Source organism: Nisaea sp. (assembly GCF_017640745.1).
Lineage (GTDB): Bacteria > Pseudomonadota > Alphaproteobacteria > Thalassobaculales > Thalassobaculaceae > Nisaea.
In genome coordinates, this window is record NZ_JAEPQA010000010.1 from 101,533 (window position 1) to 116,344 (window position 14,812).

Sequence of the window (14,812 nt, forward strand, 5' to 3'; positions counted from 1 at the left end):
TCTTTCCTCAACCCGCCTCCCATCACAGCCCCTGCCGGTCCCCACCCCCATCAAATATTTCCTCCCCCGCCCCCGCTCCCGCGATATCCTGCTCCCTCGTTCCGCCCCCTTTCTCAGGATCCCCCATGTCCCTTTCCGAGCGCCTGACCGGCGTCACCCTCAGGGAGAACATTCCGATCACGCTGGTCGGGCTCGGCCATGGCGCGATTCACTGGACGGCCGCGTGTTTCTACCTGCTGCTGCCGCCGCTCTCGATGGCACTCGGGCTCAGCTACACGGAGACCGGCGCGCTGGTCAGCGTGTTCCATGTCAGCTCCTTCGCCGCCAATTTCTTCAGCGGCCCGCTGATCGACATTTCCGGGCGCAAGGTGCTGTTCCAGATCCTCTCCGTCGCAATCGGCGCGCTGGCGCTGGCCGGGATCGGAATGGCGGCGAGTTTCCTCGCCATCGCGGGGCTCGTCGCGGTGATCGGCGTCACCGCCAATCTCTGGCACCCGCCGGCGATCTCCTTCCTCTCCGGGCGCTATCCGAAGAACCGGGGCTACGCGCTCTCGATCCACGGGCTCGGCGCCAGCACCGGCGACACGATCGCCCCGCTCGCGGCGGGCGCGCTGATCGCCGCGCTCGGCTGGCAGCAGGCGGCGGAAGTCTCCGCGCTCCCCGTGCTCGCGGTCGCGGCGATCCTCGCCGTGGGGCTGCTGCGCTACGAGACTGTGCGGCCGAAGACCGGCGCGGCGCACGGGGTCGGGCTCGGCGAATATCTCTCCGGGCTGAAGCGCGTCGTCGCCAACCGCGCGATCCTCGGGCTCTGCCTGATGAGCGGCTTCCGCTCGATGACCCAGCAGGGCCTGCTCGCCTTCCTGCCGCTCTATCTCGCGCATGACATGGGCTCGGGCCCGGTGATGATCGGCCTCGCCATGGCGGCGATGCAGGTCGGCGGGGTGATCGCGACGCCGGTCGCGGGCGTCTGGTCGGACCGGGCGGGACGGCGCACCGTGGTGCTGGCCGGGCTCGGCGCCTCGACGCTGATCATCGCCAGCCTCACCTTCCTCGGCAGCGAGACCGCCTTCATCGCCGGGATCTCCCTGCTCGGCTTCGTGCTCTTCGCGGTCCGGCCGGTGGTGCACAGCTGGATGATGGACCTGACGCCGCCCCATCTCGGCGGCTCGGCGACCAGCCTGATGTTCGGCACGCAGAGCGGCTTCGCCATGGTCATGCCGCTCGCCGGCGGCATGCTGGCGGACGCCTACGGGCTGGTCTCGGTGTTCTACATGCTGGCGGCCTCGATCCTGGTCACCAACCTGATCACGCTCCGCCTGCCGAAGGACAGGGCTTCGGCCGAAGCGGAGAGCCAGGACCGGGGAGCCTAGGTCAGGCGAGCCCGAGATTGCGCCGGATCGCGCCGGTCGCGTCGTCGATCAGCTCGTGCGCCTGGTCGACCATGCGGGTCAGGTTGATGAAGGCGTGGCAGACGCCGGGATAGAGCTTGTACTCGACCGGCACGCCCGCCGCCTCCATGCGTTCCTTCATCCGGATGGAATCGTCGCGCAGCGGGTCGAGCCCGGCGGGATAGAGCTGGGTCGGCGGCAGGCCCGCGAGATCCGCCCGGAGCGGGCAGGCATAGGGGTTCGTGGCGTCCGTATCGTCCCGCAGATAATGGTTCCAGTACCAGCGCATTGAGGCGGTCGAGAGGCCGAAGGATCCGTCGCCGAAGAGCGTGTGGGACTCCTCCTCCAGATCCCGGTCGAAGCAGCCGTAGAACAGGGTGAGAGAGCGGATCGGGCTCGCGCCCCGGTCGCGCAGGGTCAACGCCGAACCGAGCGCGAGATTGGCCCCCGCGCTGTCCCCGCCGACCGCGAGGCGCGACGGGTCGAGCCCCCAGGCGGCGCCGTTGGCGCTCACATGCTCGATGGCGGCGACGCAGTCTTCCAGCGGCACCGGGAACTTGTGCTCCGGCGCGAGGCGGTAATCGACCGCGGCGACGGCGCAGCCGCTCTTCAGCGCGAGGTAGCGCATCGCCCGGTGATGGGTCTCGAGCGAGCCGACGACCCAGCCGCCGCCGTGGAAATAGACCAGCACCGGCGCCGGGCGCGGCACATCGGGATAGAGCAGCCGCACCGGGATCGGCCCGTGCGGGCCCGGGATCGTCTCCTCGCGGACCTCGGCCATCTCCGGCAGTTCCCTGTTCCACCAGGCGCGTTCGGCCTCCATGCGGATGCGGGCTTCCGGCGGGGTCGGGTCGAGCGGGATGGGGCCGAGATTTTCTTCCTCGACGATCTCGACCATGCGCTCGATGGCCTTCGCCATCTGCGGGTCGATGGAATAATTGTCGGTCTCGCTCATGGTGCTCCCCGGAATGCCACCCGTTTTTCGCGGCAGCTTACCAGTCCGGCGAGAGTCCGGCCAAGATATCCCGCGGAACCGCTTCAGTAGCGATCCGCGAAGGATCGTTCGACCGGTCCGCGCGCGGTGATCTCGATCCCGGTCAGCGTCCGCTCGCTATTGGTCTGGCGCCAGGAGAGCATCGCCCGCGCGGCCGCCAGTTCCTCCGCCGCATAGTCCGGATGGCCCGAGAGATTGACCAGCTCCCCCGGGTCCGTCTCGAGATCGAAGAAGAGCGGCGGCAGGGCGGCGAAATGGACGTATTTGAAGCGCTCGCCGCGATGCACGGCGAGCTGGCACTGGTCGAGCTTGAGGCCGAGCGCCGCCTCCGGCTTGCCGCTGACGACCTCGCGGAAATCGAACTCCCAGTGCGCCGCCTCGCGCCAGTCGGCGGGTTCCCCGCCGCGGAGGAACGGCATAAGCGAGCGGCCGTCATATTGCAGCGGGACATCGATGCCGCTCCACTCGGCGAGCGTCGGCGCGATGTCGATGGATTCGGTGAATTTGCGCACCCGCGTGCCGCGCGGCCCGTCCGGCGCCCGGACGATCAGCGGGATGTGATAGCTGCCCTCGAAATAGCCGAGCTTCCCGAAGAGATGGTGCTCGCCCATCATCTCGCCATGGTCGCTGGTCAGCACGATCAGCGTGTTCTCGTAGGCGCCCGCCGCCTTCAGTCCGGCGATCATCCGGCCGAGCTGGGCGTCGACCTCGGCGATCATGCCGTAATAGACCGCGCGCACGGCCCGGATCTCCTCGTCCGACCAGTCCGTCACCGGCCGGTCGCCGCCGCCCGGCACGAAGGATTTCGATTTCACCTCGCCCAGCACGTAACGGACGAAGGGGTGCAGCGCCCCCTCCTCCTCCGGAGAGCCCGCGCGGACCGGCATCTCGACCGCCTCGTCCGGCACCATCGAATTGTACGGCTCCGGCACCGAGAAGGGCGGGTGCGGGCGGATGAAGGAAAGATGCGCGAACCAGGGCGCCCCGCTCTCCTGCCGCTCCACGAAATCGAGGAAGCGCTCGGTGATGTAGCCGGTTTCCGTGTATTCCGCCGAGAAGCGCGGAATCAGATCGGAGCGCTTGAAGGGGGTCGGAACCTTGCCATAGACCCCGCCGAGCCCGTCCGAGGCGTCCTCGCCCTTGCCTTCCAGCCATTGCAGCCAGTCCGCCGCCTGCTCGTCGAAGCGGGCGATCCGCTCGAAGCCCGGCAGGACCTCCTCGTAGGTCTTGAGCCGCGGATCGTCCGCTGCCAGGGCGCGCGGATCGAAACTCTGGTCGGTATAGCCGAACAGCGCCGGCCCGTAGCCCGCGCGCCGGCCTTCGAGCGCGATGTTGGTGAAGCGGGCATCTAGCGGCGTGCCGTTGCGGCAGACCCGGTGGTTCATCTGGTAGAGCCCGGTATAGAGCGAGGCGCGCGCGGGGGAACAGGGCGCGGCCTGGCAGTAATGCCGCTCGAAGAGCACGCCGTCGGCCGCGAGCGCGTCGATGTTCGGCGTCTTCACGGCGGGATGGCCGAGGACGGAGAGACAGTCGGCGCGCCACTGGTCGGCGGTGATGACGAGGATGTTTCCGGGAAGGGACATGACGGTCCGGGCTCCGCACGCGACAGGAAAGGACAAGACCGGCGAACGCTCCCACCTTGTTCCGATCCGCTCAACAGAAAATTCCGTTACGGAAGTGGCGGTTGTTTTCCGTCTGCTGCTAATCTCGCCTCCGTTTCCATCCCGCCCCGTTTCCCGGACCCGACCGTATGAGCATTCTCGAATTCCTCGATCACGCCTTTTCCAAGGACTATGCCGAAGCCCGTTCGCGCTTCCTCGCCGCCGCGGAGCGCGAGGGCGCCGACGTCACCACTTACCTCAACCCGAACACGGGACCGACGGGCGAGGAACTCGCCTGCGACGCCGCCTGGGTCGGCCCGAGGGACGCGAAGAAGGTGCTGGTGACGATCTCGGCGACGCACGGGGTCGAGGGCTTCTGCGGCTCCGGCGCGCAGATCGACTGGTTCCTCTCCGGCGCCCGCCAGGGGCTCGGCCCGGACATGGCGGCGCTGCATATCCACGCGCTGAACCCGCACGGCTTCGCCTGGCTCCGCCGGGTGACGGAGGAAGGCTGCGATCTCAACCGCAACTACATCGATTTCTCGAAGCCGGTGCCCGAGAATCCCGGACATGACGAACTGGTCGACGCCCTCGTCCCGCCCTCACTCGACGCAGCGACCCTGAAGGCCGCGGAGGAGAAGATCGCCGCCTTCCGCAAGGAACACGGCGAGAAGGCCTTCCAGGCCGCGCGCAAGGCCGGTCAGTACAAACATGCCCACAGCATGTTCTTCGGCGGCTTCGGCCCCTCCTGGGCTCGGCAGACGCTGGAGAAGATCATCGAAGACTTCAAGCTCGCCGACCGTTCCCTCGTCGCGGTGATCGACTATCACACCGGCCTCGGCCCGTTCGGCTACGGCGAGCCGATCTGCGCCCATCTGCCCGGCAGCAAGGGCATGCAGCGCGTGGTCGAGATGTACGGCGATTCCGTCGGCGTCCCGGAGCTCGGCACCTCCTCCTCGATCCCGCTGCACGGCACCTCGCGCGAGCTCTGGAATGCGAAACTCGGCGACGACTACACCTACGTCGCGCTCGAATACGGCACCTACAGCACCGACCGCGGCCGCATCGCGCTGCGCGAGGATCACTGGCTGCACAATCAGGGCGAGGTCGACTGGACCGATCCGGAGACCCGGCGGATCAAGAACCAGATCCGCAACCACTACTCGCCGCAGATGGAGGACTGGTACGAAATGGTGCTCTGGCGCTCCCGCCAGATCATCCGCCAGACCATGATGGGGCTGGAAAAGTTCGGCTGAGTTCCTCGCTCGTCATCCCGGCGGAGGCCGGGGTGACGATCAATGAGGGTGAAAACAGAAAAGGCCGCCCGAAGGCGGCCTTTCCATTTGAATATGGGTCAACCGTTTAGCGGATGATCTCGATCTTCACACGCCGGTTTTCCGGCTCTTTCACGCCGTCCGCGGTCGGCACGAGGTTTTCCGTCTCGCCATAGACCTTGAACTCGGTGAGGCCCGTGATCTTCTTGGTCGAACGGATCTCGAGCGCGCCCAGAACCGATTTGTTCCGCCGGTCGGCGAGCTTGAGGTTGTAGGCCTCGGAGCCGGCACGGTCGGTGTAACCGGACAGGATCACGGTACGCGCCTTCATCTCGTCGATCGCCATGCCGGCTTCGGCGATGATGGCGCTCGCGTCAGCAGTGATCGCATCGGAGTCGAAGTCGAAATTGACCGTGTAGGTCGCCGCCATCCGCTCGGGCGCCTTCGGTGCCGGTGCCGGAGCAGCGGCGGCCGGAGCCGGTTTCAGAGCGAGCCTGATCGCTTTCATCGCCGCATCGTAGTCGGCGCGGCAGGCCGCGATGTCGTCGGGCTGGAAGTTTTCTTCCTGCTCCTGCATCCAGCAGTCGAAGGCCGCCTGGGCCATCGCCGCGAAGACCGGAGCCTTCTGCGTCGCCGTCGCGTCCATCGCCTCTACGAGTTCGCGGCGGGCCGTTGCGAGTTCGCCCTTGTGCGCGGCCGGCAGGTTGCGTGCCGCAAGTTCTTCCGGGGCCGTCGGCTGGTTGTTGGCCGCGGCAATCGCGCGAAGCGCGAAAGCGTCGGAATCCGCGTAGTCGCCCTCAAGGAACTCGAGTTCCGACAGACGCATGTATTCCTTGTAGAGCGCGTTGGTGAAATCGGTTCCCTTGGGCTCAACCTCGCGTGCATTTTCGAGCTGCATTCCGGCGCAACCGGACAGCAGGACCGCGCCGAACACAGCGGCGGCAATCTTAAATCTCGAGTTCTGAATGCTTTTCATGCTTCTCCCCTCCTCGGTGGCATTTTGCATGACTGTGAAGAGTCCCAAGAGACTCATAGCGCAACGGCAGACGCGGGCAATGTTTTTTCGCACATGGAAGCTTCAGCGAAATATTTGGCCGAAATCCGTAAAAAATAAGTCGGTTTTGTGGAAACTCAGAACCTGTTGGCCGCGAAAGGCGCAAGGTCAATGTCAGCGGGGCGTCCGGCGATCCTGTCGGCCAGAAGATCCGCGGTCCGCGCAGCCAGCGTCAGACCGATATGACCGTGACCGAAGCCAAGAAAAACATTCTCCAATCCCGGCGCCGAACCAATCACCGGTTTACTATCCGGTGTCGAAGGGCGATGTCCGAGCCATTCCCGGGTGACGTTTGCGGAGAGACCGGGAAGGGCCTTCTGCGCCAGCGGCAGCATGCGCTTTATGCGCGTAAAGTCCGGCGCCGCGTCCACGCCGGCGAACTCGACGCCGCTGGTCAGCCGGATACCGTCCTGCATCGGCGCCAGGACGAACCCGTGATCGCCGATCACCACCGGACGGGTCAATTTCGGCCCGTCTTCCGGCTGCACGAGATTGAGGTGATAGCCCCGCTCTGTATCGAGCGGAACGCGGATCCCCAGCATCTCGCAGACCCTGCCTGACCAGGCACCGGCGCAGATCACCACATGCTCCGCCTCGTGGATGGCGAGATCGGTGACGACCCTGGCAACCCGGTTGCCGTCCCGCTCGAAACGCACCGCCGTCTCGGCAAGGATGCTGCCGCCGAGCCTCGTGAAGGCCTCCGCGTAGGCTTCGGCCAGCTTCACCGGACTGGTCACGAAGAGATTGTCCGGCTGGAACGCGCCGTGGGTGAAATTCGGGGCGAGTCCGGGCTCAAGCTGGCGCAGTTCGTCCTGGTTCAGCAGCTGCAGGTTGACGCCGAGCTTCTGCATCACCAGGCGTTCCTCCAGCGTGCTGCGGAAGGAAGCTTCGCCGGTATAGACCTTGAGCCAGCCGAGCGGCTTCACGATGCCCTCGATCCTGTGCGCCTTCATCAGCGCCTTGTGCGCCTCGCCCGCAGGCGCCACGAGGGCGCTGAGTTCCGTGGAGATCTGCTCGACCCGCGCCGGCGTGCTGGCGACGAAGAAGCGCCAGAGCCAGGGCGCCAGCCACGGCAGATAGGACCAGCGGATGGAGACCGGGCCGCTGCGGTTGAAGAGCATTTTCGGCAGCTGCTTGAAATTGCCGGGAGAGCCCGTCGGATAGACCGCGCCGATGGCGATGGACCCCGCATTGCCGAAGGAGGTCGCGCGCCCCGGCGCTTTCGGGTCGATCACGGTGACCTTGCGGCCGTCCATCTGCAGGCGCAGCGCCGTAGCGATGCCGACGATGCCGGCGCCGATGACGATGGTCGATTTCGAACCCTTGGACACGGTTGGCCCTATCCTTTCGCCTGCAGCATCTTCAGGAGCGCGATCAGCTTTCCGTCGCGCTCCGCCTCGAGATCGTCGATCGAGCGGCCGGCGGCCTCTTCCTCGATACCCTCGATCAGCGCGGCACGCAGGCTTGCGTCGAGCTTCGGCGTCTCCTGCATGGTTTCCCACCAGGCCTCCATCGCCGGGCCGATATGATCGTAGAAATGCGCCATGCCGCCCTTGCCGCCGGCGAGGTTGAAGATCATGTGCGGCCCCATCAGCGCGAGCCGGAGCCCGGGCCCCTGGGACATCGCGGCGTCGATATCCTCGATCGAGGCGATGTCCTCCTTCACCGCGAGCAGGGCCTCGCGCCAGAGCGCCGCTTGCAGCCGGTTGGCGAGATGGCCCTTCAGTTCCTTCTTCAGCCGGATCGGATGCTTGCCGACATGGCGGTAGAAATCCATCGCCCAGTCGGCGGCGGCGGGATCGGTTTCCTTTCCGGCGACGACCTCGACCAGCGGGATCAGGTGCGGTGGATTGAAGGGATGCCCGATCACCATGCGCGGCGCGCTTTTCAGCCCCTGCTGCATCTCGCTCATCACGAGACCGGAGGTGCTGGAGGCGAAGATCGCGTTCGGCCCGAGCGCCCCGTCGATTATCCGGTAAAGCTCGCGCTTGATGTCGAGCCGCTCCGGCGCGCTTTCCTGGATGAAGTCGGCGCCGGCGACCGCCTCTTCCGGCGTTGCGACGAAGGAAAGCCGCTTGCGGTCGGCACCGGAGGCGAGACCGAGTTCGGTCAGCTGCGGCCAGGCATTGTCGACGAAGGCGCGGAGCTTGGCCTCGGCATCCGGTCCCGGATCCCAGGCGGTGACGTCATAGCCGTGTGCCAAGAAATACGCCGACCAGCTCGCGCCGATCGTGCCGCCCCCGAGAATTCCGATCCGGCCGACCTCGTCCACCGCCGTATACCCCGCCATGCCATGTCTCCCCGCTTCGCTTCGCGTTTTCTTTCCGCCACTTAACACCAGCCGCGCGGTATGGAAAAGCGATCAGTCGGAAGCGCTATCGTCGCGGCAGAGAACGCCGAAGCAAAGGATGGTGAAGCCGATGATGCCGAGCCAGGTTTCCTGCCAGATCCCGTAGGAGACCGAGGCGATCACCAGCCCCGCCGCCAGCGCGGAGAGTGCCGCGGCACGTGCGGGCTGCGGTTTCCCGCCGATCGCCAGGACAAGCCTCCAGAGCGGCGCCAGCACAGCAACGATCCCGAACAGCCCGAACTCGAGCCAGATCTGCACCGCCGCGTTGTGCGGATGGATGGTCGGCGTCTTGAAGAGCGCATAGCTCTCCCGGAGCGCCTCCGGCACCTCCAGCCCGCGCATCGCCCCGACCCCCTGCCCGAGCAAGGGCTGGTCCAGCACGGCAAGCGACGCCGCGTTCCAGATCTCAAGCCGCTCCGCGAAGGAGGGCGGCAGCAGGGAGAGATAATCCGGTACCAGTGTGAGAATGTCGGCGAACAGCCAGGGTGCGCCGAGCATCAGCAACGCAGAGCATGTGAAGATCGCCGCTCCCGTGAACCGCGGCAACAACAGCGCCAGCGGCAGGACGAGCAGCGCGACGATAGCCGCCAGCGCAGCCGAGGCGGATTCGCCCGAGAGGGCAGCGGCAAGACCGATCAGAAGGAGGATCGCGGGAAAGACCCGGCGGCCAGCGAGCCAGAGTGCGGCCGCCGCCGGCCAGGTCAGCAACACCAGAGCGGTGCTGCCCCGGTTGAAACGCGAGGGCGCGACGTCCACCGCCTCCCCCTTGCCGGAGAAGAAGCGGTAGAGCGGCGCGTCGAAATGGATTTCGACGGCGAGGATCAGCGCGCCCAGGCATAGCGAGAGCGCGAGCAGAGAGGCGAGCTTGCGGGCGGCCAGCCCCGCCGCGATCTCCGGCCCCGCCGAGACCGTCACCAGCAGCAGTGCGAGCAGCCCCAGCTTCGGCAGCGTCCGGGCAAGATCGAGCGGAAAGCCACCGGCAAGCGGTCCGATGAACGACAGCAGCAGCACCACGCCGAAGGCGATCTGCACCGGCCGTTCCGGCAGCGGCAGGCGCCGCCGCTCCAGCCAGACCGCGCCGAGCAGCAGGATGGCGGCGGCGATGAAAAGCGTAGCCATCGCCTGCTTGGCGAGAATACCGACCGGTACGAAAATCAACAGCGAGACCGCCAGCACCCAGAAGCGAACCCGCGCGAGACGCGGATCTCGGGCATGGCTCCGGATTGCGTCGGGGCTCATTGCGCCCTCACCCGCCGGCCGTTCCGGGCGCGAGATACTCCTTGTAGGACTTCTCCTCCACCAGCGCGGACCCGAGCAGCAGGTTGATCTCCTTCTTGATCGCCGCGCGCCGGTCGTTGGTGCGGTAGACCGCGCGGGCGAGCTCGATGAAAGTCGGCCCGAAATCGCCGCCGCGCTCGCAGTCGCGGATATCGTCCTCGATCACCCAGAGTTCCTCGTTGACCGCCTTGAGCCGCGCGGTCGCATCGGCGAGCTCGGCGCTCGCCGGAAGCTTCTCCCGGCGCACCGCGTCGAGCGCGTCAAACTCGATGCGGACATTGGCCAGTTTCGCCGCGTCCTCCATCCGCTCCAGCTTGATCTCGAGGATGGTGATCTTGTCCAGCAGCTCGCCCGGCGCAATGGGAACGAGGATGGTGTCGCTCATGGGGTCCGTCCAGCGAATGTCAGGTCGTGCGTTGGCTAGCACGTGTGGTTTCGGAAGCAAAGATCGGTCATAGTGCGCCCGCCTTCCAACCGCCGATTTGCCGCCATGACGCAACGCCCCGAAACGGTCCTGATCTATTCCTGCGGCGAGACCATCGGCGACGGCCTTTTCAAGCTGCCCTTCCTGGTGGATCTGCGCGCCCGCTTCCCGGACGCGAAGATCACCTGGCTCGCCGGGCTCGGTCCGTCGATGTATGCGAAGGCGCTGGCGCCGGTCGTGAAAGACCTGCTCGACGAGGTGATCGAGCATGCCGGGATCGGCGACGATCTCTCCGCCCTCCTCCCCTGGGCCCCGCGCCCGCTGGAGGGCCGCCGCTTCGATCTCGTCATCGACACCCAGATGACGCTCCGCCGGAGCCTGAACGCCCGCCGCATCCGCCACGGACGCTTCATCAGCCCGGCCGCCGGTTTCCTGCTCTCGGACGCGAAGCCGAAGGGCGGCGCAAAGCCCGACCGCCACCTGCTGAAGGCCCTCACCTTCCTCCTCGACCTTGCGGCGCCCCGTCCCGAGACCGTGCCCGCCTTCGATCCGGTCGCGCCGGACTACAGGGCGCTCGCAGCAGAGCTGCTGCCGGACGGCCCGACCTATATCGGCATCGCCCCCGGGGCCGGCGACACGGTGAAGGTCTGGCCGGAAGCGAACTTCCTCGCCGTCGCCAAGGAACAGGTCGCGCGTGGCCGCGTCCCGGTCTTCTTCGCCGGGCCGGAGGAAGCGGCGAAGGTGCCCGCCTGGCGCGAGGCGGTGCCGGAAGCGCTCTTCCCCGAATGGGACCGCACGGACAACCGTCCGGACCTGAAAGGCCCGGTCCTCGTCATGGCCCTCGCCGGCCGCCTCTCCGCCGCGCTCGCCAACGACAGCGGCAGCGGTCACATGCTGGCGACCGGCGGCGCACCGCTGGTCTCGCTGTTCAGCAAGCACGACCCGGCGAAATACGCGCCGAGTGCCAAGCGGCTGACGATTGTGGATTCGAAGGACCATGGGGGGAAGGACCCCGAACTGATCCCGGTAGCGAAGGTAGTGGAAGCTGTCGAAGAGTTGATTTAGCTAAATCCGAAATTTTTAATTGAGCGACCTTACATACATTCATCTATAATCAGAAAACTTCAATTAATCGAGTTATCTAGCCAGCATGTTTAAGCTAAACGATCGATTCTCAGCTTGGATGGGAGAACAGGTTGCGCTCTACCCACCTCTGATCGAAGATCTATCACGTTTCTATAAAAATCGTGATAGAAGCCCAATTCATCCTGACCGTCCAATTGACCACAAAATAACAGAAGAAAATATAATTGATATTACCCAAGCAACAATAGTTGATGCCTCAGGAAAAGAGATTGCAATTTCTTTCATTTATGATGGCACGCCACGGGGACTAAGCGGCGAAAATCTATATAAATTTCAAAAATTTACAAATAAGATTTCAGAACATAATTCGATCAAGAACCATATTTCTGAAAAAAGCATAAGAAAAATTTCTCAAGATTATATAAGAGAACTATATCTCAAAAAAAATAAAACTGAATTTGGAGAAATTATAGAAAAATATTTCTCTGAAAATGTTCAAAAACAAAAAATTTTTATTCCCGTTAAAGGACTCAGAATTGATGGAGAATTAAAATTCGGATCTTCTACGATAACTACGTTTAGCAATTCAATTATGTCAAATTTCGAGGAATTAGTACACAAATTGCCAAATGCTGATAGAAATCATGGTTTTTTACAAAAGCTACGGAAGAATTTTTTGGGGCGTTCCGTATTAATATTTCATCTAGAAGCAGAAGAAATCCGCGCTTTTGAAATAGCCGAAGAGCGCTCAGAGCGATATTTATCTCTGTTACATTACTGGTCTGCACCGATCTTAATTTTTAATATAACATCTCATGTTGCGCCTGCGGATTTGCGGCCTTGGCCATCACTTCTCAGATTGGCATTTTCAAAAGATTCCGCTCAGATGAATGATAGTCTAATACCACCCATGTGGGAAATGGACCTGTCATTCGAAATAATAAGTCATTATGAGAAATTTGGACTCCATGTACTAAGCATACTTTCAGATAAGCAAGAAAATTCATTCCAAGAACATTTAATGCGGTCAATTTTATTTTATGGGCGATCCGCTTATCATATCGATCCGTCAGATAAATTGCTTCAAATTACGACCGCATTCGAAATGCTCGCATTGAAAAACTCCACTGAACCAATCGGCTCCTTGGGCGCTGATCGGCTAGCGTTTGCAATTTCTAATGATCCAAAAATAAGACAAGATATAGTAAAAAACTTTAAGCGTGTTTATGGATTAAGATCGAGACGAACTCATCACGGCCACGACATAAAACACGAGGAAGAAATATCAAAATACATGCACAATATTTGGCAATTTATGTTTTATTCGCTGAGACATTGGGATAAATATACGAGTCACGACGAATTCATCGATAATCTCGAAAACATGAGATACGGACACTAAATAAAGAGCCCATGAGCAAATAAGGGACACACCAATCGGCTTTAGAATCGCCCTCCTCAATACACCCCCGGCACCAACCGGTACCGCACCCGCCGCGCATAGTCCTGATACCCCGGCAGTTCGTCATGCAGGGTCCGGTCCTCAAGCACCGTTCTGATGACCGAAACGACCAGCGCCAAGGCAACGGGGATCAGCGTCCAGAGCGAGTCCAGCGCGAGAACGATCCCGAACAGGGCGTAGATGTTTCCGGCATAGCCCGGATGCCTGACGTACCGGTACGGTCCCGTATCGCACACCACATGCCCGCGCTCCGTCCGGACGACGACCACGCTGAAGAAGAAGCGGTTCTCCGCCAGCGCCCAGACGGCGAAACCGTATCCGAAAGCGACCATCAGGAAGCCGGCGGCGTTCAGCCAGAGCGGAAACTCAGGCGATCCGTGAAAGCGGTGGTCCAGCCCCGCCGCGATCACCAGCGGGTAGCCGATGCTCACCGCCATCAGCGGCGCGAGCACCTTGTCCCAGGATCCGGCATCCTGCCGCTCGGCCATCAGCCCCGGATGCCGCCATTCCGCCCAGATGCGTCCGCCGAGACCGGCGACAATGACCAGAACGGAATAGAGCCACGCCTGCCACCAGCCGGGCTCCCCGCCGCACAGCAAGAGGATCACCGGGATCAGGAGATAGACCGCGACCAGTCTGATCCAGTGGAGGGGCGATGCCTTTCGTCCAGTCCCCTTGTCGTCCCTCATCCCTGACATGTTATCCCCCACTCGACATACCAAACTACGTCGCCTCCCGTAAGGCTATCGGCACACGAAGGCTGAACCGAAATACTTTCTCCCGCGCAGTTTACGCTCCCTGAAACCCGGAGCCCTGTCGGCGAAACCAAGAGGATCCGTCACCCCGGCGAAGGCCGGGGCCCAGAGATCATGGGGCGCCTCCTTCGTTCTTCTGGGTCCCGGCCTTCGCCGGAATGACGAGCGGGATTGCGGGGCAATAGGATTTTCCCCCACTCCCCGGTAAATATCGGCATATGATTGCTTTCCCCACGACTAACAGAGTGGAGAGCGATGCCCATCCATACGCTGGTCGAAGAGAGCGATCTGGTCGTGTTCCGGGTCGACGGGATCGTTACGGCCGAAGAGGCCGTCGATGCGATCCACGGCCACTATTCACGGATACCGTCGAAATTCTGCATCTGGGATCTGAGCGCCGCGAGCCTCTCCGAGATCTCCCATGACCGCTTCAAGATGATCGTCGACGCCGTGGCCGAGTACGCCCCGGCCCGGGGCCCGGGCGCAAGGACGGCCCTGGTGGCGACCGGCGACCTGAATCCGGTTCTCGCCAAGGCCCTCGCCGCGCAGGTGCAGGTCAGCAATCTGAGTGTCGAGACGAAGGTATTCGGCAACGTCGGCTCCGCGACCGACTGGCTGCGGGACCGGACGTGACGGACCGGAACATCAGAGACGCCGAAAAAGACCCCGCCTAGCGGTCCATCCACTCGCTGCAGCCGAGCAGGTGCGTGACCTCCGTCTCGTCCGCGTCGAAAAGCGGCAGGATCACGCCGCAGCAGGCGCGCCGGCAGCCACGGTCGTTCACATAATCGATCCGGTACCAGGTCGGCTCCCGCGTCTCGGTGGCGTGGCGGAAGATCAGCTCGACCTCGTCCGTCGCGGGATTGTGTTTCTTCAGCTCGTTCAGATGCATGCCCGCGAGATTGACGCCATATTCGTCGGCATGAGCACCGCCGAAGAGCCGCCAGCGAAAATCCTCCCCCTCTTCGAGGACGTCCAGCAGAACGATGTGCGGCAACAACGGTGCGCCGAGCGCGAGCGGATCGATGGTGGTGCGCTGTGCCCGATGCTCTTCGAGCAGGCCCGTCCAGTGCTCCGCGAGGAACAGGGATTTCCCGAAACCGGTGGAGCTTTCGGCGGTCGCCCGATCCTGGAGCACGTCCGGAT

The 14,812-nt window shown here is 63.3% G+C and carries 14 protein-coding genes; 5 read left to right on the forward strand and 9 right to left on the reverse strand.

All coding sequences use genetic code 11. The features are described 5' to 3' along the window. Window positions 1–125: 125 nt before the first annotated feature. Entirely contained in the window at window positions 126–1,370 is a 1,245-nt protein-coding gene (locus tag JJ959_RS09160) for an MFS transporter (protein WP_292882429.1), read from the forward strand. A gap of 1 nt (window position 1,371) precedes the next feature. Here JJ959_RS09160 and JJ959_RS09165 read toward each other — a convergent pair whose 3' ends face one another. Together JJ959_RS09165 and JJ959_RS09170 are read right to left on the reverse strand one after the other, a co-directional pair. Further along, window positions 1,372–2,343: an alpha/beta hydrolase fold domain-containing protein gene (locus JJ959_RS09165; RefSeq protein WP_292882431.1), complete on the reverse strand. Its 972-nt coding sequence runs from the start codon at window positions 2,341–2,343 to the stop codon at window positions 1,372–1,374. An 83-nt stretch (window positions 2,344–2,426) separates the two neighbouring features. Then, entirely contained in the window at window positions 2,427–3,965 is a 1,539-nt protein-coding gene (locus tag JJ959_RS09170; protein WP_292882434.1) for an alkaline phosphatase family protein, read from the reverse strand. A 167-nt stretch (window positions 3,966–4,132) separates the two neighbouring features. Between JJ959_RS09170 and JJ959_RS09175 the strand changes: the two genes are divergently transcribed. Next, window positions 4,133–5,239 carry a M14 family metallopeptidase gene (locus JJ959_RS09175; RefSeq protein ID WP_292882436.1) on the forward strand — a complete coding sequence of 369 codons (1,107 nt, stop codon included), beginning with the start codon at window positions 4,133–4,135 and terminating at the stop codon, window positions 5,237–5,239. Between the two features lie 106 nt (window positions 5,240–5,345). On the opposite strand, the gene JJ959_RS09180 is transcribed toward JJ959_RS09175, so the two are convergent. The 5 genes from JJ959_RS09180 to JJ959_RS09200 all read right to left on the reverse strand — a co-directional run bounded on the left by JJ959_RS09180 (window position 5,346) and on the right by JJ959_RS09200 (window position 10,324). Next, window positions 5,346–6,233: an OmpA family protein gene (locus JJ959_RS09180; protein WP_292882438.1), complete on the reverse strand. Its 888-nt coding sequence runs from the start codon at window positions 6,231–6,233 to the stop codon at window positions 5,346–5,348. Window positions 6,234–6,388: 155 nt separating this feature from the next. Next, window positions 6,389–7,642: an FAD-binding oxidoreductase gene (locus tag JJ959_RS09185; protein ID WP_292882441.1), complete on the reverse strand. Its 1,254-nt coding sequence runs from the start codon at window positions 7,640–7,642 to the stop codon at window positions 6,389–6,391. Window positions 7,643–7,650: 8 nt separating this feature from the next. After that, window positions 7,651–8,601 carry a 3-hydroxyacyl-CoA dehydrogenase NAD-binding domain-containing protein gene (locus tag JJ959_RS09190; RefSeq protein WP_292882444.1) on the reverse strand — a complete coding sequence of 317 codons (951 nt, stop codon included), beginning with the start codon at window positions 8,599–8,601 and terminating at the stop codon, window positions 7,651–7,653. Window positions 8,602–8,673: 72 nt separating this feature from the next. Beyond that, window positions 8,674–9,900: an O-antigen ligase family protein gene (locus JJ959_RS09195; RefSeq protein ID WP_292882447.1), complete on the reverse strand. Its 1,227-nt coding sequence runs from the start codon at window positions 9,898–9,900 to the stop codon at window positions 8,674–8,676. 7 nt (window positions 9,901–9,907) lie between these two features. After that, window positions 9,908–10,324: a DUF6165 family protein gene (locus JJ959_RS09200; RefSeq protein WP_292882450.1), complete on the reverse strand. Its 417-nt coding sequence runs from the start codon at window positions 10,322–10,324 to the stop codon at window positions 9,908–9,910. 105 nt (window positions 10,325–10,429) lie between these two features. Here JJ959_RS09200 and JJ959_RS09205 point away from each other — a divergent pair, with 105 nt between their 5' ends. Together JJ959_RS09205 and JJ959_RS09210 are read left to right on the forward strand one after the other, a co-directional pair. Then, window positions 10,430–11,428 carry a glycosyltransferase family 9 protein gene (locus JJ959_RS09205; protein WP_292882453.1) on the forward strand — a complete coding sequence of 333 codons (999 nt, stop codon included), beginning with the start codon at window positions 10,430–10,432 and terminating at the stop codon, window positions 11,426–11,428. A 118-nt stretch (window positions 11,429–11,546) separates the two neighbouring features. Further along, window positions 11,547–12,851 (forward strand): HEPN domain-containing protein, encoded by a 1,305-nt coding sequence (locus JJ959_RS09210; RefSeq protein ID WP_292882456.1) that lies wholly within the window; start codon window positions 11,547–11,549, stop codon window positions 12,849–12,851. 56 nt (window positions 12,852–12,907) lie between these two features. Here the strand turns inward: JJ959_RS09210 and JJ959_RS09215 are convergent, their stop codons facing one another. Then, window positions 12,908–13,609 carry an isoprenylcysteine carboxylmethyltransferase family protein gene (locus JJ959_RS09215; protein WP_292882458.1) on the reverse strand — a complete coding sequence of 234 codons (702 nt, stop codon included), beginning with the start codon at window positions 13,607–13,609 and terminating at the stop codon, window positions 12,908–12,910. A 312-nt stretch (window positions 13,610–13,921) separates the two neighbouring features. Between JJ959_RS09215 and JJ959_RS09220 the strand changes: the two genes are divergently transcribed. Continuing rightward, complete coding sequence (locus JJ959_RS09220; RefSeq protein WP_292882461.1) at window positions 13,922–14,299, forward strand: hypothetical protein; 378 nt, start codon at window positions 13,922–13,924, stop codon at window positions 14,297–14,299. Window positions 14,300–14,336: 37 nt separating this feature from the next. Here JJ959_RS09220 and JJ959_RS09225 read toward each other — a convergent pair whose 3' ends face one another. Beyond that, complete coding sequence (locus JJ959_RS09225; protein WP_292882464.1) at window positions 14,337–14,804, reverse strand: hypothetical protein; 468 nt, start codon at window positions 14,802–14,804, stop codon at window positions 14,337–14,339. Between the last annotated feature and the right edge of the window lie 8 nt (window positions 14,805–14,812).

Excerpts from the sequence above, each read along its gene's own strand:
- JJ959_RS09200 (WP_292882450.1), bottom strand. The coding sequence starts at position 10,324 with ATGAGCGACACCATCCTCGTTCCCATTGCGCCGGGCGAGCTGCTGGAC.
- JJ959_RS09165 (WP_292882431.1), bottom strand. The coding sequence starts at position 2,343 with ATGAGCGAGACCGACAATTATTCCATCGACCCGCAGATGGCGAAGGCC.
- JJ959_RS09180 (WP_292882438.1), bottom strand. The coding sequence starts at position 6,233 with ATGAAAAGCATTCAGAACTCGAGATTTAAGATTGCCGCCGCTGTGTTC.
- JJ959_RS09175 (WP_292882436.1), top strand. The coding sequence starts at position 4,133 with ATGAGCATTCTCGAATTCCTCGATCACGCCTTTTCCAAGGACTATGCC.
- JJ959_RS09195 (WP_292882447.1), bottom strand. The coding sequence starts at position 9,900 with ATGAGCCCCGACGCAATCCGGAGCCATGCCCGAGATCCGCGTCTCGCG.
- JJ959_RS09170 (WP_292882434.1), bottom strand. The coding sequence starts at position 3,965 with ATGTCCCTTCCCGGAAACATCCTCGTCATCACCGCCGACCAGTGGCGC.
- JJ959_RS09210 (WP_292882456.1), top strand. The coding sequence starts at position 11,547 with ATGGGAGAACAGGTTGCGCTCTACCCACCTCTGATCGAAGATCTATCA.
- JJ959_RS09215 (WP_292882458.1), bottom strand. The coding sequence starts at position 13,609 with ATGTCAGGGATGAGGGACGACAAGGGGACTGGACGAAAGGCATCGCCC.
- JJ959_RS09205 (WP_292882453.1), top strand. The coding sequence starts at position 10,430 with ATGACGCAACGCCCCGAAACGGTCCTGATCTATTCCTGCGGCGAGACC.
- JJ959_RS09160 (WP_292882429.1), top strand. The coding sequence starts at position 126 with ATGTCCCTTTCCGAGCGCCTGACCGGCGTCACCCTCAGGGAGAACATT.
- JJ959_RS09220 (WP_292882461.1), top strand. The coding sequence starts at position 13,922 with ATGCCCATCCATACGCTGGTCGAAGAGAGCGATCTGGTCGTGTTCCGG.
- JJ959_RS09190 (WP_292882444.1), bottom strand. The coding sequence starts at position 8,601 with ATGGCGGGGTATACGGCGGTGGACGAGGTCGGCCGGATCGGAATTCTC.